The sequence below is a fragment of the Bacillus cereus genome (assembly GCF_015071065.1).
GTDB lineage: Bacteria > Bacillota > Bacilli > Bacillales > Bacillaceae_G > Bacillus_A > Bacillus_A cereus_BA.
On sequence record NZ_VOVA01000002.1, the window covers coordinates 315,729 to 333,786 of the forward strand.

Sequence of the window (18,058 nt, forward strand, 5' to 3'; positions counted from 1 at the left end):
TGGTATGATGGCAATAAGAAATAGTACGTAATATAGTTCGTAAGTGATGAATGGGGAGTGGAAAGAATGCGAATTTCTTTTATTCGTCATGGTCGTTTGGACAGTACTATAGAGCCAATGACAATTATTTCATTTCGTGAATGGATGAAGCAATATGATTTAGGGACTACAGTAAAAGAAACTCCGATACCAATTGAAACAATTGAGACGATTAAATCAGCGAAATTGGTCGTAACGAGTGATCAGAGGCGTGCTGCGCAATCAACAGCCGAATTAACGGATTCTTTATCTTTTGTGCAAAATCCTCTTTTTAGGGAAGCTGAAGTTCCAACGAGTTTTTATGCTCCAAAATGGTTGAAGTGTAAACCTAATGTATGGATGTTTATTGGACGTACACGATGGATAGTTGGTTATAGTAAAGATGTTGAGTCTTATAAGGAAGTACGAGAAAGAGCAAGGCAAGCTGCTAATATGTTGCACCGCTATGCGCTCGTACATGGACGTATTGCCCTTGTAGGTCATAGTTATTTTAATGCGATGATTGGGACTGAACTGAGGGCAATAGGGTGGTCTGGTTCGCCTATTTTCCATAGGAAGCCATGGGGATGTACAACGTATACATTTCATGAGGCGATGGATGGAAATGTATTAAATACAAAATTAACTTAAAAGAGGCTGTCTTTGGCAGCCTCTTTCTCTACATAACAAGTAAAAAAGAATTGTCCTTTTAAGATATAGAAACCAATGACCGTAATGGTTTTATTAGATGTGCATACGGTTCACCAACGAGCATAACAGTTTTATCTTCTTTGTAACCAAGTTTTTCATATAGTGAAAAAGCGCGTTTGTTTTCTAAATTAACAAGTAAGGCGATTTTTTCATACCCTTTTTCAGTTGCATGAAGTTCAGCTGCATCGATTAATTTAGAGCCAATGCCACGTCCACTGTACATATTTGAAACTGACAACGTGTCAATATAATACTCATCAAGTTCAGCTTCTTTTTCTAACGTAATGGATTCGTCTTCATGTAGTTCTCTTAAGTGGTGTACGATTGGTGCATCAAGTTGTTCAGCATCACTACCGTAATAAACGACAATAACTCCAACTACTTTTCCATCTTGTTCAGCCACTAAACAGTTTTCATAGCTCAATCGATTATTTTCTTTTGCGAACCATGTTTCAAGTCCTAGTATTACTTTTGCTTCAATTGTGCTACCTGTGATTTTTTCAGCAATTTCGTGCAGAGCGTCATACAGTAAAGGTGCTACTCCTGCCGCATCTGTCTTTTTTGCTTTCCGAATCATAGTATCCCTCCTAGTTCTATGTATATATTGTAGCACAAAATAAAATAACAAACAGTGGCTTGGAACTTTGTTATACAGAGCGTCAAAAAGTTTGATATAGAGAAGTAGCTATGTTAGTATATGATATTTAGTGCGAATATAATAAAGTGATATAGCTATAAAAATAATAAAAGTGAATTACATAATAGTAACGGGATAATTTTACCGTTGTCGACCTATAGAAGATGCGATAAAATAAACTATTGCAGAGAGGTGAAATACATGGATAAACAATTAGCAAATGCAATTTTGGATCAGCTGAAAAATGGTGAAATAAAGGAGTATGTTGCGACGAACGATGTATTTTATACGTTCAGGGAAGTTGTTGTAAATCGAGAAGATTTTAAACATATTATCGGGAACGCACAGCACGGTGGACAGGTAATTTATACATATTCAGAAACACCACGTTCATAAATAGAAGATAAAGGAGAGGAGAATTATGGGAGATTTTAAACAAGGCATATTGCCACATTGGGATTATATGTGGAAAGATAGAGCTGGGAATAGGTTTATGGGAATGGTTATGTATCCAGAGAAACGAAAATGTTCAGCAAAAATGCTTCGGAAAATAAAAAGAGCATATGAGCAAGCAGTAGAAATTAAAGTAACTGTACAAGTTCAACATACATATCAGTACGTAGAAGGAATGATCGTATACTTTGATGAAGAAGCTCCTGTATGTACAATGCTCGATAAAGATGAGAATCCACATCATATATTTGTAAAAGATATTTTGCGTATTGAGCACCCTGAATAATTTTTTTCATAAATAAATTGAAGTTCCATAATAATAATAATAATAATCTTTTTCTATAATAGTTATCTTTTAGTATGTAACGAGGAATGAAAGAGTATGTATAATATTTAATAAAGTAAAATTGATAAATGTAATCGTTTTTTGGAACAGATTATCGTTTAAGGTCTGTTCTTTTTTGCGTGATGCTGGAGAAATATATTACTCCAGCATTTACTGTTTTATGACAAAAAATATTGTTAACTTTTTAAAAAATAAGGTTAAATTCGTTGACAACTTTTTTGAAAAGCACTTTATTGACATGAGTTTTAGAATGTTGTTTCATAGTCTTTGTATTGAAAAAAATCGACGGTCATGTCGAAAAGTAAAAGTTAAAAAAAGAAAGAATTTATACATATATCTTGTGTCTTATTTTGAAACGTAATACAATATATAGAGAAATCAAGAAACGACATACAGAGAATATAGATTGGAGAGGGAGGGTCGGAAATGTTAGTTGCATATGATTCTATGACAGGAAACGTGAAGCGTTTCATCCACAAATTAAATATGCCGGCCGTTCAAATTGAAGAAGCTCTAGTATTAGATGAAGACTTTATTCTTATTACGTATACAACAGGTTTTGGCAATGTACCGGAACGTGTTTTAGACTTTTTAGAACGCAATAATGAAAAATTAAAAGGTGTATCTGCAAGTGGCAATCGTAATTGGGGAGACATGTTTGGTGCAAGTGCTGACAAAATTTCTACTAAATATGAAGTGCCTATTGTATCAAAATTTGAGTTATCTGGAACAAATAATGATGTAGAATATTTTAAAGAAAGGGTGCGGGAGATTGCGACACATTGAACTGAATAATGAAATCACGCAAATGCAGGACGGTTTTTATCAGCTTCATAAAGATAAAGAGGCATTAGAAGTCTTTATGGAAGAAGCTAGAGAGAATACCGTTCATTTTAATAGCGTGGCAGAGCGAATGGAGTATATGAAAGAACATGATTACTATTACAACGTTCTGGACGAGTATAGCTTGGAGGAAGTAGAAGGAGTTTATAACATCGCTTATGGTGAAAACTTCGAGTTCCAATCTTATATGGCAGCATCTAAGTTCTATAAAGATTATGCGTTAAAAACGAATGATCAAAAACAATACTTAGAAAGCTATGAAGATCGTGTAGCAATTGTTTCATTATACTTAGGACGCGGTGATGTTGCGAAGGCAAAACACTTCGCAAGCATGATTGTAAAACAAAACTACCAACCAGCGACACCAACCTTTTTAAATGCGGGAAGAAGCAGAAGAGGAGAAATGGTGTCTTGTTTCTTGTTAGAGATGGATGATAGCTTAAATTCAATCGGCTTTAACATTAATACTGCAATGCAATTATCGAAAATCGGTGGTGGAGTAGCTTTAAACTTATCTAAGCTACGCGCACGTGGTGAGCAAATTAAAGGTATTGATAACGCCGCAAGTGGTGTAGTACCTGTTATGAAATTACTTGAAGATTCGTTTTCATATGCGAATCAGCTTGGCCAACGAAAAGGTGCCGGCGCTGTATACTTAAACATTTTCCATTGGGATATTATTGAATTCCTTGATACAAAAAAAATAAATGCCGATGAGAAGAGCCGTATTCAGTCTCTATCAATCGGAATTATCGTTCCAAGTAAGTTCTTTGAGCTTGCTGAGAAAAACGAACCTTTCCATGTTTTCGCGCCTTATACAGTATTTAAAGAGTACGGAAAACATTTAGATGATATAGATATCGACGAAATGTACGATGAATTAATGAGCAATCCGAAAGTGAAGAAGAAGCCACTAGATATTAGTGCGCGTGATATGCTTATTAAAATTGCTATGATTCAGCTTGAGTCTGGTTACCCATACTTAATGTTTAAATCAAATGCAAATAACCAACATCCACTGAAGGATATTGGAACTGTGAAGATGTCGAACTTGTGTTAAATATGTAGCACCTTCTAGTAGAAATGCTAGTCGAAAACTCCGTTAAACGGGGAAAGCCTCAAGTTTGAGGTAACCTACCGTGCTAAATCTTATCTTAGAATGAAAATATAAAAGTTCAGAATGTATCTTATTATTTTGTATAGCAGAGTTATTGAACAACATAAAGTAATAAGAGACTTTCTGAAAGATTAAGATAAGTAAAAGCCTAACGACTATCCCATTTGGGAGTAGAGCGCAAGCGATTGGCGCTCGAAAAGCGGAGCACCTAACCAGGTAATGCTGTAGGTGATGATATAGTCTGTCCTGTATGGTGACATACAGCAGTTGCATGAGCAACGGACTGAGGAGTAGCGAACTCGGTTGAACATTCGAGACAGAAATCTTCCAGCTTCAAGAAACTTCTGAAATAAATGATTACGGTACAGAAGACATTATCCGTCGTGATATTAACTGTAACTTAGGATCGTTAAATATCGTAAACGTAATGGAAAATAAAGAAATTCGTGAAGCAGTTCATGCGGGAATGGAAGCTTTAACAGCTGTTTCTGATATGACGATCATTCCGAATGCCCCAACTGTGAAAAAAGCAAATGATGAGCTTCATTCAGTTGGACTTGGAGCAATGAACTTACACGGATATTTAGCAAAAAATAAAATCGCTTATGAAAGTGCTGAAGCGAAAGAATTCGCTCGTACATTCTTTATGATGTTAAATTACTACTCGATTGAAAAAAGTATGGAGATTGCTAAAGAAAAAGGCGAAACATTTAAAGACTTCGATAAGTCTGATTATGCAAACGGCACATACTTTGAAAAGTATGAAACGACAGATTACAGCCCAGTAACTGAAACAGTTCAGCAATTATTTGAAGGAATTCATATTCCAACAAAAGAAGATTGGACAAGTTTAAAAGAGCAAGTACAGAAGAATGGTTTATACAACTCATATCGTCTTGCAATCGCTCCGACACAATCGATCAGTTACGTTCAAAATGCAACTTCAAGCGTAATGCCAATCGTAAGTCAAATTGAATCAAGAACGTATGCGAATGCGACAACATATTATCCAATGCCGTATTTATCAAAAGATACGTTCTGGTACTACAAATCTTCTTACGATATGAATCAGTTTAAATTAATTGATTTAATCGCAGAAGTTCAAGAACATATTGACCAAGGAATTAGTACCATTCTTTATGTTAATAGTGATATTTCAACACGTGAGTTAGCACGTTACTACATTTATGCACATAAAAAAGGCTTGAAGAGTCTTTATTATACGAGAACACGTAAATTAAGCGTGGAAGAGTGCGTGGCTTGTACCGTTTAATATAAAAAGTGAGACATTATGAGCAGGGTTTTTCTGAACCCTGCTCATGCTTAGTTATCAATTTTTTATGTTTATTTAGAGAAGGGGCGATTTAATGCGTGCGGTAAACTGGAACAAAAAAGAAGATGATTTTAGTTTAATGTTTTGGAAGCAAAACATCGCTCAGTTTTGGACAGAAGAAGAAATCGCAGTGTCTTCTGACAAAAATACTTGGGCACAATTATCAAAAGAAGAGCAAATTGCTTATAAGCGTGTATTAGGTGGTTTAACACTTTTAGATACGAAACAAGGCGGCGAAGGGATGCCTCTTGTACTTGTTCATCTTGAAAATTTACAAGCGAAAAGTGTATTAGCTTTCATGGGCGCTATGGAAGAAGTACATGCGAAGAGTTACAGTCATATTTTTACAACGTTAGCTACTGAAGAAGAAATTGATGATATTTTTGAATGGGTAGATAACCATCCATTACTTGAGAAAAAAGCTGGTATTGTTACTAGTTACTATCGTCGTTTATTAAAGCCTGAAGTAACGAAAAAAGAGTTATACATGGCAATGGTAGCAAGTGTGTTCTTAGAAAGTTACTTATTCTATAGTGGGTTCTTCTATCCACTTTACTTAGCAGGTCAAGGCAAATTGACGGCAAGTGGTGAAATTATTAACTTAATAATTCGTGACGAGTCAATTCACGGCGTATTCGTTGGTATTTTAGCACAACAAATCTTCACAGAACTTTCTGCAGAAGAGCAACAAGAAGTACAAACGGAAACGCAAGAGTTATTAATGGAACTGTATGAAATTGAATTGGCATATACAGAAGAAATTTATACTTCTATCGGTCTTGTAGAGGATGTAAATCGTTTCGTTCGTTACAATGCGAATAAAGGACTTATGAACTTAGGACTTGAGCCGAAGTTTGAGGAAGAAGAAATTAACCCAATCGTTTTAAATGGTTTACGTACAGATACAAAAAACCATGATTTCTTCTCTGTAAAAGGAAATGGTTACGTAAAAGCAACGAATGTTGAAAAGTTAGCAGACGATGACTTCGTATTCAATTTTTAATATAGTATTATAGAAAAAGCTGTCTTTATAGAAAAGACAGCTTTTTTGCTATGAATAGTTTACATAATGTTAATATTTCATGGAAATATTTTTATCCCGTAAAAGTATAATTTATGAGGAAGTGAAAATAAAAAACGGATTAAAGTTCTGTTTTTTTTATATTTAGCAGTATGAGAGATTGAATAACTTATGTCAAAATGAATAAAAAATGATAAGAAATGAGGCCTAATTCCACCTATATGTTCTTTTTCGGAGTGCTTTTTTTGACTACAGAAATATTGGCTCGAAAATTGCATGGATATTTAAAAACAAAAGGAAATTGTAATAGATTGTGTGGTATATACAGTTATTTGAAAGCGTTTCCTTTTTGCCGTCGATTTTTAAATGGAAATTAGATAGGAAAAGTAGGGGGAATGATAGGTGGGAAAAGTAGTTGGTTTAAAACGCTCATTAGGGCTGTGGTCAATTGTTATGCTAGGGGTCGGGTACATGACACCGATGGTTGGATTTGATACGTTTGGAATTGTTTCGGAAAAAACGGGTGGGCATGTTCCAGGAGCTTATTTGATTGCATTAGCAGGGATGTTGTTTACCGCTGCAAGCTACGGCAAAATGGTAAAGGTTTTTCCTACCGCAGGATCAGCTTATACGTATACACAGAAGACAATTAGTGCAAGGCTTGGATTTCTTGTTGGATGGTCCGCGTTATTGGATTATTTGTTTCTACCGATGGTGAACGCACTATTAACGAGAATTTATTTGTCAGCATTTTTTCCAAGTGTTCCTAGTTGGATATGGGTCATCGGTTTTATTCTACTGATTACACTTATAAATATTATTAGCGTGAATGTTACTGCTAACTTCAATACTTTTTTAGTAATATTTCAAGTGCTAGTAATGGCCTTGTTTGTTTTTCTAGTTATAAAAGGTTTATTAGCGGGAGAGGGAACAGGAGAAGTTTTTTCCATTCAGCCGTTTTTTCAATCGGATATACAAATATCACCGTTAGTTGCAGGTGCGACAATTCTTTGTTTTTCATTTTTAGGTTTTGATGCAGTAACTACATTTTCTGAAGAGACACCAAACGCGAAGAAGACAATTCCTCGAGCTATTTTTCTTACTGCTTTAATTGGTGGAGTTTTATTCATTACAACTACGTATTTTACACAATCTTTCTTTCCAGATACATCTGTATTTAAAGATAAAGAATCAGCGTCTCCAGAAATTGCGCTATATGTTGGAGGAAAACTATTTCAAGCTTTCTTTTTAGTAGGAACGCTTATGGGGACACTTGCGTCTGGTTTAGCTTCTCATACAAGTGTATCCAGATTATTGTACGTTATGGGGCGAGATAATGTAATTCCGAAGAAAATATTCGGATACATTCATCCCCGCTGGAGAACTCCAGTATATAACATTGTTATTGTAGGAATTATTTCGCTCTCCGCTATATTCATTGATTTAGAAACGGCAACATCTCTTATTAATTTTGGAGCGCTTATTGCATTTACATTTGTTAATTTATCTGTAATTTCCTACTATGTAATTAAGAAAAAAAGATATAAAACGATAAAAGACTGTTTAAATTTCTTAGTTATGCCTATTTTAGGTGCTGGTACTGTAGCAGTACTATGGTTTAACCTCAATATTCATTCACTTATTCTGGGGCTTTGCTGGGCTACTATTGGAATTGGTTACCTTCTATATATTACAAATATGTTCCGTTCAGCTCCTCCGCAAATGCATTTTGAAGAAGTACAGGAAGTGTAAAACACAAAAGACATCGGATAAATTTCGATGTCTTTTGTGTTTTATATTTGGTAATCATGCAGTATTGCATAAGTCATTCATAGATTCATAAGTAGGAGGATAACAAGATAAGATTAACATAGTATTTTCACTTGGCACGATTATTGCTTTGTACAATTAGTAAAAATATAAAGAGGGGTGTTATCGTGCCGATTCAATCAGAAAAACATACAAATACAGTTGAAGTTGAAAATCCTTTAGAGGAATTTCAAGCTATATTAAAAGAGGCGCTTCATTTTTTAAGTTATCCAGACGAAGTATTCGAATTTCTGAAAAAACCGATGCGTTTTTTAGAAGTAAGCATTCCTGTTCGCATGGATGATGGAACAACAAAGGTATTTCAAGGATATCGTGCTCAGCATAACGACGCAGCAGGGCCAACAAAAGGTGGTATTAGATTTCATCCAGATGTTACGGCAGAAGAAGTAAAAGCACTTGCTGGCTGGATGAGCTTGAAATGTGGAGTGACAGGACTGCCATATGGAGGCGCAAAGGGCGGGATTATTTGTAATCCACAGGAGTTGAGTTTTAGAGAACTAGAGTTACTGAGTCGTGGGTATGTAAGAGCAGTAAGTCAAATTGTGGGACCGACGAAAGATATTCCAGCACCTGATATGTATACAAATGTGCAAATTATGGCTTGGATGCTAGATGAATATGACCATATCAGGGAGTTTGACTCTCCAGGCTTTATAACCGGGAAGCCATTAATGCTAGGAGGATCACAAGGGCGGGAAACAGCAACTTCTAAAGGTGTATTGTATACACTTCAGTTAGTAAGTGAGTTAAAACAAATTCCGCTACAAAATATGCGAGTTATTATTCAAGGGTTTGGGAATGTTGGAGGTTATTTGGCGAAATATTTATATGATATTGGTGTGAAAGTAGTCGGGGTATCAGATGCTATAGGAGGAATTTATAATCCAGACGGTCTAGATGTTCCTTATTTACTAGAAAACAGAGATTCTTTCGGTGTAGTATCGAATCTCTTTAGTAAAACAATTTCTAATCAGGAGTTGTTAGAAAAAGAATGTGATGTACTCATTCCGGCGGCAATTGGAGGAGTCATTACAAAACATAATGCAGGAAAGCTTGGATGTAAGATTATCATTGAGGCTGCAAATGGACCAACAACAAAAGAGGCGATAACCATGTTAGAAGAAAAGGGAATTTTGGTTGTTCCAGATATTTTAGCAAACTCTGGTGGCGTGATTGTTTCATATTTTGAATGGTGTCAAAATAACCAAGGATATTACTGGACGGAGCAATATGTTGATCAATGTTTAAAGGAGAAAATTACATCTAGTTTTTCTAACGTACTTGATACTTCTAAACGCTTTGGAGTAAATATGAAAATTGCTGCTTATATTGAAGGGGTTCGCAAGATTGTAGAAGCATCGCGCCTAAGAGGTTGGTTGCATTTTTAACCTAAAGGGAGGGCTAAAATGAAACTGGATATTTTATTAGAAGAAGTGGAGAGACAACAAATCGGTTATTACTGTATTGTGTCGAATAGTCATCGTTACGATATAGCTGTTACGTATTCGCAACAGTTTCTTGGAAAAGCAATGGTTACCTCAATTCAAAATGGGAGAATGGTTTTATTAAGTCAAGAAGATATTGGAGAGGAACAATATTGGGCACCAAGGCTAGGAATTGAGGTAGAAGATATAGAAGAGCTTCAAAGCTTTTTCTATATGATTCTTCAGTCACAAAGGTTAGAAGAACAATATTAATAGAATAAAAGAAAGGGATGATTGATTGTGTATTATGATATTATTACGAGTCCGTGTTATGGAATAATTGAAAAAGTGTCTATTAATAAGGATTCTCGAATTTATGAATGGGAGCCATTATTCTCTATTAAAGATATGAATGGTAAACTGGAAGTAATTAAGAGGGGATGTAGTGGAGAAGTTCAATCTTTAGAAGTAGAAGCGGGAGATAAAGTAATTCCAGGTATGGTATTAGCTTATATTCAAGAAGATCTTTTCGTTAGTGGTAGTGATTAATGATAGAACTATGAGGAAGATGGAGGCACTCATCTTCCTTTTTTTATTAAATAAAGAAAGAAATGTTTTATTTTCAGATTAATTAAAAAAATCTGTATTTAATGATACAATACAAATTATATAGTTCAAAGGAGGAATAGCAGAATGTTTTCCATTGCTCATACAAAAATTAGACCCATAGTTTCTCTACCTATCGATCAATCTGACAAGGAATGGAATATAGATGTTAAAAATATAAAAGAATCTTTTCTATTTTTAAAAAGAGGAGAGAACTTATTTGCATACGTTCATGTGAAGGATCTGCTATCAAATAGTAAGGAATTAACTTCTAAGCTATTACTTTCAAATGCTGTTTCACTAGATACAATATGTCATCTTAGTAAAGATATTTCTTTAACAGCTCTTTTTCAAATTATTGGAGCGCCGATTGCGATAGTAAAAAATGAAATGGATGAGCTAACAGGATATATAAGAAGAGAGGATGTTTTTGCAGAACTATTTAAACAAGAAAATCAGAGTGTTGATATATTGAAAATTATTTTAACGTCTATTCCAATGGGGATTTTTGTAGTAGATCGTGAAAAGAAAATTGTAAATTGCAATGAGTCTGGTTTGAAGATGATTAAATCGACTCCTGAAAAAATTATGAATGTACCAGCAGAACTGATTTTTAATGAAGAGCACATTAATAACGTATTTACAACGGGAAAAACGATCTTGAATCAATTACAAATCACAAATGAGATGGGTGTATTAGTTGACTATAGTCCGATTCCAAACTTTGATCAAAATATTGAAGGAATGGTTATTATTGTGCAAGATTTGCCGATGGTCGAGGACATGGCGATGGAAATTGAATATATAAAGGATTTAAATAAAGATTTACATGCAATCTTGTCTAGTATTTATGATGAAATATTAGTTGTTAATCATAAAGGGGAATTAATTCGTTATAGTGAAACTGTTATCAATGATTTTTGGGGGAGTAATTTGAAAGACCTTTTAGGAAAAAATCTTTTAGACTTAGAAAAGAAAGGATTATTTAGTCCATCTGTTACGCGATTAGTGTTGGAAAAACAAAAAAAGGTATCAGTTGTGCAAGAAACAAAAAGCGGAAGAAAAATATTAGCAGTTGGAAACCCTGTATTTAATGAAAACGGAGAGCTTCATCGTATTATTATTGCCTCAAGGGATATTACCGAAGCAACGAGATTGAAGACGGAATTACATGAAATAAAGAAGATATCAAAGCAATATAAGAAGGAGTTAGATGACTTTAAAAATAAAGATCGTTTTCTTAAGAAGCTTATTTACTGTAGTCCGAAAATGGAGCAAATTATTAACCAAGCTAAAAAAATAGCAGATTTTTCTTCCAATGTTCTTATTTCTGGAGAATCTGGCGTCGGAAAAGAAGTAATTGCTCAGGCAATTCATCAACTTGGAAACCGATCTTCAAAGCCGTTTTTAAAATTAAATTGTGGTGCAATTCCAGAAACTTTGTTAGAAAGTGAACTATTTGGTTATACGAAAGGTGCTTTTACAGGAGCCGATAAAAATGGAAAAGAAGGATATTTTAAGCGAGCTGATCAAGGTATTTTATTTTTAGATGAAATTGGAGAAATGCCTTTACATTTGCAAGTGAAATTGCTTAGAGTCCTGCAGGAACAAGAAGTAATTCCTATTGGAAGTACAATACCTACGAAAATAAATGTACAAATTATTGCTGCTACAAATAAGAGTCTTGAAAAGATGGTGGAATCTGGAACGTTCCGTGAAGATTTGTTTTATCGCCTAAATGTAATTCCGTTGCGAGTTCCTCCTCTACGAGAGCGAATGGAAGATGTTCCGGTACTTGCCTTTCATTTTTTGCAACAGTTAAATGAAAAATATAATAAAAATTATCATTTAACTCCAGATGCGCTTAGCTTACTAGAGTTTTACTCATGGCCAGGAAATGTACGTGAATTACAAAATATGATTGAACGTTTAGTAGTATCAGCAGACGATCCAGTAATTGAAGCGGAGTTTGTTAGTAAGTTTTTAACACCTGGTTATGACTTTAAAAAATCAAAACCAGTTATTACAAGAGTATTACCATTACAAGAAGCATTACATTCTGTAGAAGAACAATTGATTTTACTTGCAATGAAGCAGTATAAAACAACGACTAAGGCTGCAAAAGCTCTTGGAATCAGCCAATCTTCAGTGAGTCGTAAATATCAAAAAATTGTTAGTGAAAAAGGGATAGCGGCTGATATCATCTCTTATTCCTAAAAAAGGAGAAGGTCACATAGACTTCTCTTTTTTGTGTGCGCCCAGCATGTACATATTCCCTAGGGTTCAAGTCCCAAGTCGTGAAGACGGTAGAGGAAATGATTAACGTTCCGTTTTATTCCGCTATTTGTGGGCAGTAAAACTCCCACCTCAAAATTCAGGTGGAGCAAAGAAGTTAGGTGGGAGTCGGGCTGCCCGTAAACGCCCGATTGGTGAGGGCTGATAATCAGTGGGGGATGAACAAAACCCCCACTGATTAAAGTTTCACTTTATGCAAAATGGAATAGTGTATGCGAAAATGCATAAATTGTTTGTTGTTTTTAAGAAAATAGTCAGTTTATCCCGCTATTTGTGGGCAGTAAAACTCCCACCTCAAAATTCAGGTGGAGCAAAGAAGTTAGGTGGGAGTCGGGCTGTCCGTAAACGCCCGATTGGTGAGGGCTGATAATCAGTGGGGGATGAACAAAACCCCCACTGATTAAAGTTTCACTTTATGTATGATTCCTTTGAATTTTAAATATTGGCACGAAATTTGCTTATAAATATATAAACGATCGATAAAGGGGGTTTCAATATAGTGCTAGATTTAAAAATGCATATAAACGGTGAATGGATAGAGTCTAGTAATCAAGAGAAAAGAACGATTATTAACCCTGCGAACGGCAAGGGTATAGCATATGCACCTGAGGGAACGATTGAGGATGCAAAATACGCGATAGAAGTGGCAAAATCGGCTTTCGATAGTGGAATTTGGTCAGAAACATCCACTGCTGAAAGGGCATCATATTTATTTAAAATAGCAGATGAAATTGATAAAAATATGGAAGAATTAGTATACCTTGAAACAATGGATAATGGAAAAACGTACCGTGAGGCAGAAGGAGATATTGGAGATGCAGCGGCTTGTTTTCGCTATTATGCCGGATTGATTACAAAGCCAGATGGTCAAACATATCATGTAGCCGATCCGATGCAAGCGATGGTTGTAAGAGAGCCAGTTGGTGTTTGTGGATTAATTGTTCCATGGAATTATCCGCTATTGATGAGTGTATGGAAAATTGCGCCTGCTTTAGCAGCTGGAAATACAATTGTGTTTAAACCTTCTGAAGTGACACCAATCACTGCAACAAAGCTATTCGAAATCCTTGAAAAAGTAGGGCTACCAAAAGGTGTTGCCAATATGGTAATGGGGGCCGGTCCAATAGTAGGAAATGAAATTGCAGCGAGTAATAAAGTGGATATGATTTCCTTTACAGGTGGAACAAAAACAGGTAAGCACATTATGAGAACAGCGGCAGATAATATGAAAAAGATTTCGTTAGAACTTGGAGGGAAATCTCCAAATATTATTTTTGCAGATGCAGATTTTGAGACCGCTATTGATTATGCCCTATTTGGTATTTATGCAGGTAGCGGACAAGTATGTTCAGCAGGATCAAGAATCCTTGTAGAAGAAAATATTTATGATAAATTTATTAATAGTTTTGTAGAGCGAGCACAGCAAATTAACGTTGGGCCTGGTGATAATCCAGAATCCGAAATGGGGCCACTTGTAAGTCAAGAACATATGGAAAAAGTATTACGTTATATTGAAATTGGGAAAGACGAAGGTGCAAATGTTGCTTGCGGAGGTAGACGAATAATGGAGGATGGAAAAGGTGATGGTTTCTTTATTGAACCAACAGTCTTTGTCAATGTAAAACCTGATATGCGCATTGTCCAGGAAGAAATATTCGGTCCTGTTGTAGTAATTCAAAAGTTTAAAGACGAACAGGAAGCAATTGAGTTGGCAAACGGTACAGACTATGGCTTGGCTGGAGGGGTATTTACAGTTGATGGTGCAAAAGCAATGCGTGTGATTCGTAAACTTCGTGCAGGAATTACGTGGATTAATAGTTATCATCCAACATACAATGAGGCGCCTTGGGGCGGATATAAGCAAAGTGGTATTGGACGTAGCCTAGGAACGTTTGGTTTAGAAGAATTTCAAGAAACTAAGCAGATTAATATAAATCTAGAAGTAGAACCTATTGGGTGGTTTGCAAATAAAAAAAATGTAGAGGTGAATTAGATGGAAACGAACGTGAAAAATAAATTGAATGAGAAAGATTCAAATGTAAATGAGTATATTACGAAAGTACTACAGTTAATTGAAAAAGAAAAGGTTACTGAAGAAGAGGCGAACTGGATTCAAAAAGAAACAGTAGATGGATTTAGAGAGCATGTAAACCCTGGTTTTCTTGCTTATAGAAAAACAGTAACAAAAGATGGACAATTTGCAGCAGTAGAATGGTCAGATGAAGGATCTTGTTTTATGGATATTAATGGTAAGAAATACATTGACTGTTTAGGTGGATTCGGAATTTACAATGTTGGTCACCGTAATCCGAAAGTAGTAAAAGCTGTGACAGATCAATTAAAGCGTCAAGCATTGCACAGTCAGGATTTACTTGATCCACTTCGAGCGATTCTTGCAAAGATTTTAGCGGATATTACACCTGGTGATTTGAAATACTCCTTCTTTACAAATAGTGGAACAGAAAGCGTTGAGGCAGCATTAAAACTAGCAAAAATGTATAGTGAACGAACAACTTTCATTGCTACAACTCGTGCCTTCCATGGTAAGAGTCTTGGTTCCTTATCCGGAACGGCAAAAGGAATGTTCCGTAAGCCATTCTTACCATTGATTCCGGGTTTTCGCCACGTTCCATTTGGCGATATTGAGATGATGAGAAAAACATTTGAGACATGTGCATTAGTAGGAGAAGATGTTGCAGCAGTTATTTTAGAACCAATTCAAGGAGAGGGCGGTATTATTTTACCTCCAGAAAATTATTTGAAACAAGTACGAGAGCTTTGTGATGAGTTTGGATCACTCCTTATTTTTGATGAAGTACAAACTGGAATGGGCCGTACAGGAAAAATGTTTGCTGCAGAATTATATGATGTAGTACCGGATATTATTTGTCTTGCGAAGGCGTTTGGTGGAGGTGTAATGCCAGCGGGCGCTATTGTTGCGAAAGAAACAGTATTCAAAAGTTGGTTTGAAAATCCATTTATGCATACAACAACATTTGGAGGAAATCCTCTTGCATGTGCTGCTGCAATTGCAACAATCCATGTATTATTGGAAGAGAAATTACCGGAACGAGCTATGGAAGTTGGGGAGTATTTCTTAAATGGATTGAAACAAGCAGCAGAAGGGCAAGAAGATAAAATCTTTGAAATTCGTGGTCAAGGTTTAATGATTGGGATTGAATTCCATAAAGATGAGATTGGTTATGAAGTGTCAAAGGCGATGTTTGATCAAGGTATTCTTGTTGCGGGAACATTAATTAACTCAAAAACAATTCGTATTGAACCATCCCTTACAATTAGTTATGAAGAAGTAGATACAGTTATTAATACGTTTAAATCTGTGCTAACTCAAGTAAAAGTAAAATAAATTTCGCATAAGGTTATATGTGAGTTCAAACGATTGAGACTATAATTAGAATAGATTTACTTGTATTTTATTACAGGAAGGCAGTGTAACGAAAAGTTACACTGCCTTTTTATTACATTTTTGTTTTAAGTATTTACATATAATTTGTCTTAGTGTACTATTTAACTAACACACTAAGACAGGAGGGGAGAAATGAAAATCGAATTTTCTCCAAACACACCAATTTACATTCAAGTAATGGAATACATAAAAAAGGAAATTGTAACAGGACATTTATTGTCTGGTGATAAAATTCCCTCCGTACGTGAATTAGCGAGTGAATTGCAAGTAAATCCAAATACGATTCAACGTACATTTCAAGAGCTAGAACGGGATGGAGTTGTTGTAACACGTAGAGGAATGGGGCGATATGTAACGAATGAAGGGGAGAAAATTATGGAGTTGCGAAAAGATATGGCGAAAGAATTACTTCATTCTTTTATAGATGGAATGGACAATTTAGGTTTTTCAGAAGAAGAAATTCTTTCAATTCTTCGTTCTTCATTAAATAAGAAAAGGGAGGAGAACGAATGACAGAGCTATTAAAAATAGAAAATCTATGGAAGCGATACGGATTGAAAGCAGTAATCCGGGAATTAAACATAGAGATTACAGAAGGAAAAATCGTTGGGCTTGTTGGAGATAATGGGAGCGGAAAAACGACGTTATTGAAAATGATCGCAGGCTTGCAACATCCTTCAGAAGGTAGCATATCAATTAACGGTAAAAAAATAGGGTTAGAGACGAAAGAAATCGTTTCATTTATGTCTGATAAGCCAGTCTTTGATGATTGGATGACTGTAAAAGATGCATTATTCTTTTATAGAGATTTTTATAAAGACTTTGATATTCAAAAAGCAGTAGATACGATTGCGGAATTTAAAATACCATTAGAAGAAAAAATTACAGCATTATCAAAAGGTATGGTTGAAAAGCTGCAAATTATTTTAACGTTTTCTCGAAAAGCGAAGTTATATGTATTAGATGAACCACTTGGCGGGATTGATCTTGTTTCTAGAGAACACGTACTTGAGCTAATCCTTAAATTTTATCGTGAAGATTGTACGCTGCTTATATCGACTCATTTAATAAGAGAAATCGAAAATATATTTGATGAAGTAATCTTTTTGAAAGATGGAGAAATAATATTGCATGAAAATGTGGAAGAACTACGATTTCAAAAGGGCAAAGCAGTACATGAGCTGTTTAAGGAGGCCTATGGGAAATGAGTCAGCTTTTTCGTTATCTGTATAATTGTAATAAGAGAAAGATAGCCATTATTTACTTCGGATTTATTACAGTTTCATTAATTCTTTTATTTAATATGAAAGGAGTTTCAGGAGTTAGAATTTCAGGTAGGCAAGATATAATCATTATTATATTTTTTATCGTACTAAGTATAAATGGATTTGCAATTCTTCTAACAGGTATATCGTCTTTTCGAAAAATGCTAAAAAACTCTATGCTACGTTATACTTCTATTTCAGCACAAAAGTATATATGTGCAAATGTTTTATTTTGTGTACTGCTCTTTATGATTTTGCTAGGAATAGGAATCATTTTTCTATACTATTTTTCTTTAAATATTTACAATGGAAAAACAGATTTAGGTGTTCAGCAAGCAATCCACAGTTTATATGATTATGGAATATTACATCATATGTTATCTATTTTCTTATGGGGACTAGATTTTATTAATATGCTAGTTTCTATTTATTTAATTATAGTAATTGTAAAACTATTCAATGTGAAATCATCGATGAACAAGATTGTTTGCGTAGTTTTATTCGTCGTTTTTATCGCATTTAATGGGGGAATAACGTATATTTTTCAGCAAATAGAAAAGTACGTATTTGCTATAAATAATATTGGATTTATAGATCAAGATGGTTTTTTAAATACATCATTCTATTCTGGTACAGAGATCACAGTTTTAAATCTATGTTTTAATTGTTTATTAACAATTATATTACTAGTAGTTACAGGTCGCATAATCGATAAAAAACTAGAAGTCTAAA

Annotated in this window: 17 protein-coding genes and 1 pseudogene; 17 read left to right on the forward strand and 1 reads right to left on the reverse strand. The window is 34.9% G+C overall.

The window, feature by feature from the left end:
• The first annotated feature begins 66 nt into the window (after positions 1 to 66).
• Complete coding sequence (locus tag FT637_RS07575; protein ID WP_193645770.1) at positions 67 to 669, forward strand: histidine phosphatase family protein; 603 nt, start codon at positions 67 to 69, stop codon at positions 667 to 669.
• Positions 670 to 727: 58 nt separating this feature from the next.
• Here the strand turns inward: FT637_RS07575 and FT637_RS07580 are convergent, their stop codons facing one another.
• On the reverse strand, positions 728 to 1,306 hold the full coding sequence (locus FT637_RS07580; RefSeq protein WP_193645771.1) for a GNAT family N-acetyltransferase: 579 nt from the start codon (positions 1,304 to 1,306) through the stop codon (positions 728 to 730).
• A 261-nt stretch (positions 1,307 to 1,567) separates the two neighbouring features.
• On the opposite strand from FT637_RS07580, the gene FT637_RS07585 reads away from it, so the two are divergent.
• The 16 genes and pseudogenes from FT637_RS07585 to FT637_RS07660 all read left to right on the forward strand — a co-directional run bounded on the left by FT637_RS07585 (position 1,568) and on the right by FT637_RS07660 (position 18,057).
• Positions 1,568 to 1,762, forward strand: coding sequence for an abortive phage infection protein (locus FT637_RS07585; RefSeq protein WP_193645772.1), 195 nt, complete (start codon positions 1,568 to 1,570; stop codon positions 1,760 to 1,762).
• 25 nt (positions 1,763 to 1,787) lie between these two features.
• The gene (locus FT637_RS07590) at positions 1,788 to 2,105 is read left to right on the forward strand and encodes a hypothetical protein (protein ID WP_002064389.1); all 318 of its coding nucleotides are present in this window, start codon (positions 1,788 to 1,790) and stop codon (positions 2,103 to 2,105) included.
• A gap of 486 nt (positions 2,106 to 2,591) precedes the next feature.
• On the forward strand, positions 2,592 to 2,951 hold the full coding sequence (nrdI, locus tag FT637_RS07595) for a class Ib ribonucleoside-diphosphate reductase assembly flavoprotein NrdI (protein WP_105584136.1): 360 nt from the start codon (positions 2,592 to 2,594) through the stop codon (positions 2,949 to 2,951).
• Positions 2,938 to 4,065: pseudogene (locus FT637_RS07600) on the forward strand (ribonucleotide reductase N-terminal alpha domain-containing protein); the annotation flags it as partial. The gene nrdI and the pseudogene FT637_RS07600, both read left to right, overlap by 14 nt.
• 382 nt (positions 4,066 to 4,447) lie before the next feature.
• Entirely contained in the window at positions 4,448 to 5,398 is a 951-nt protein-coding gene (locus tag FT637_RS07605; RefSeq protein WP_306292130.1) for a ribonucleotide reductase, read from the forward strand.
• A 94-nt stretch (positions 5,399 to 5,492) separates the two neighbouring features.
• Entirely contained in the window at positions 5,493 to 6,461 is a 969-nt protein-coding gene (gene nrdF, locus FT637_RS07610; protein ID WP_002011508.1) for a class 1b ribonucleoside-diphosphate reductase subunit beta, read from the forward strand.
• Positions 6,462 to 6,881: 420 nt separating this feature from the next.
• Entirely contained in the window at positions 6,882 to 8,231 is a 1,350-nt protein-coding gene (locus tag FT637_RS07615) for an APC family permease (protein ID WP_193645773.1), read from the forward strand.
• A 185-nt stretch (positions 8,232 to 8,416) separates the two neighbouring features.
• Positions 8,417 to 9,697: a Glu/Leu/Phe/Val family dehydrogenase gene (locus tag FT637_RS07620; RefSeq protein WP_193646237.1), complete on the forward strand. Its 1,281-nt coding sequence runs from the start codon at positions 8,417 to 8,419 to the stop codon at positions 9,695 to 9,697.
• A gap of 18 nt (positions 9,698 to 9,715) precedes the next feature.
• A complete protein-coding gene (locus FT637_RS07625; protein WP_193645774.1) occupies positions 9,716 to 10,006 on the forward strand; it encodes an SAV0927 family protein in 291 nt (96 codons plus the stop codon).
• A 27-nt stretch (positions 10,007 to 10,033) separates the two neighbouring features.
• Positions 10,034 to 10,282 carry a hypothetical protein gene (locus FT637_RS07630; protein WP_193646238.1) on the forward strand — a complete coding sequence of 83 codons (249 nt, stop codon included), beginning with the start codon at positions 10,034 to 10,036 and terminating at the stop codon, positions 10,280 to 10,282.
• A 144-nt stretch (positions 10,283 to 10,426) separates the two neighbouring features.
• Positions 10,427 to 12,556 carry a sigma 54-interacting transcriptional regulator gene (locus FT637_RS07635; RefSeq protein WP_193645775.1) on the forward strand — a complete coding sequence of 710 codons (2,130 nt, stop codon included), beginning with the start codon at positions 10,427 to 10,429 and terminating at the stop codon, positions 12,554 to 12,556.
• A 577-nt stretch (positions 12,557 to 13,133) separates the two neighbouring features.
• Positions 13,134 to 14,627, forward strand: coding sequence for an aldehyde dehydrogenase family protein (locus FT637_RS07640; RefSeq protein WP_193645776.1), 1,494 nt, complete (start codon positions 13,134 to 13,136; stop codon positions 14,625 to 14,627).
• On the forward strand, positions 14,628 to 16,001 hold the full coding sequence (locus FT637_RS07645; RefSeq protein ID WP_193645777.1) for a putrescine aminotransferase: 1,374 nt from the start codon (positions 14,628 to 14,630) through the stop codon (positions 15,999 to 16,001).
• 192 nt (positions 16,002 to 16,193) lie between these two features.
• On the forward strand, positions 16,194 to 16,574 hold the full coding sequence (locus FT637_RS07650) for a GntR family transcriptional regulator (protein WP_193645778.1): 381 nt from the start codon (positions 16,194 to 16,196) through the stop codon (positions 16,572 to 16,574).
• On the forward strand, positions 16,571 to 17,269 hold the full coding sequence (locus FT637_RS07655; protein ID WP_193645779.1) for an ABC transporter ATP-binding protein: 699 nt from the start codon (positions 16,571 to 16,573) through the stop codon (positions 17,267 to 17,269). Before FT637_RS07650 ends, FT637_RS07655 begins: the two co-directional genes overlap by 4 nt.
• The gene (locus FT637_RS07660) at positions 17,266 to 18,057 is read left to right on the forward strand and encodes an ABC transporter permease (RefSeq protein ID WP_193645780.1); all 792 of its coding nucleotides are present in this window, start codon (positions 17,266 to 17,268) and stop codon (positions 18,055 to 18,057) included. Before FT637_RS07655 ends, FT637_RS07660 begins: the two co-directional genes overlap by 4 nt.
• The last annotated feature ends 1 nt before the right edge of the window (position 18,058 follow it).

Coding starts and splice junctions, on each gene's coding strand:
- nrdF (WP_002011508.1), top strand. CDS start 5,493: ATGCGTGCGGTAAACTGGAACAAAAAAGAAGATGATTTTAGTTTAATG.
- FT637_RS07645 (WP_193645777.1), top strand. CDS start 14,628: ATGGAAACGAACGTGAAAAATAAATTGAATGAGAAAGATTCAAATGTA.
- FT637_RS07650 (WP_193645778.1), top strand. CDS start 16,194: ATGAAAATCGAATTTTCTCCAAACACACCAATTTACATTCAAGTAATG.
- nrdI (WP_105584136.1), top strand. CDS start 2,592: ATGTTAGTTGCATATGATTCTATGACAGGAAACGTGAAGCGTTTCATC.
- FT637_RS07625 (WP_193645774.1), top strand. CDS start 9,716: ATGAAACTGGATATTTTATTAGAAGAAGTGGAGAGACAACAAATCGGT.
- FT637_RS07660 (WP_193645780.1), top strand. CDS start 17,266: ATGAGTCAGCTTTTTCGTTATCTGTATAATTGTAATAAGAGAAAGATA.
- FT637_RS07635 (WP_193645775.1), top strand. CDS start 10,427: ATGTTTTCCATTGCTCATACAAAAATTAGACCCATAGTTTCTCTACCT.
- FT637_RS07590 (WP_002064389.1), top strand. CDS start 1,788: ATGGGAGATTTTAAACAAGGCATATTGCCACATTGGGATTATATGTGG.
- FT637_RS07585 (WP_193645772.1), top strand. CDS start 1,568: ATGGATAAACAATTAGCAAATGCAATTTTGGATCAGCTGAAAAATGGT.
- FT637_RS07580 (WP_193645771.1), bottom strand. CDS start 1,306: ATGATTCGGAAAGCAAAAAAGACAGATGCGGCAGGAGTAGCACCTTTA.
- FT637_RS07575 (WP_193645770.1), top strand. CDS start 67: ATGCGAATTTCTTTTATTCGTCATGGTCGTTTGGACAGTACTATAGAG.
- FT637_RS07655 (WP_193645779.1), top strand. CDS start 16,571: ATGACAGAGCTATTAAAAATAGAAAATCTATGGAAGCGATACGGATTG.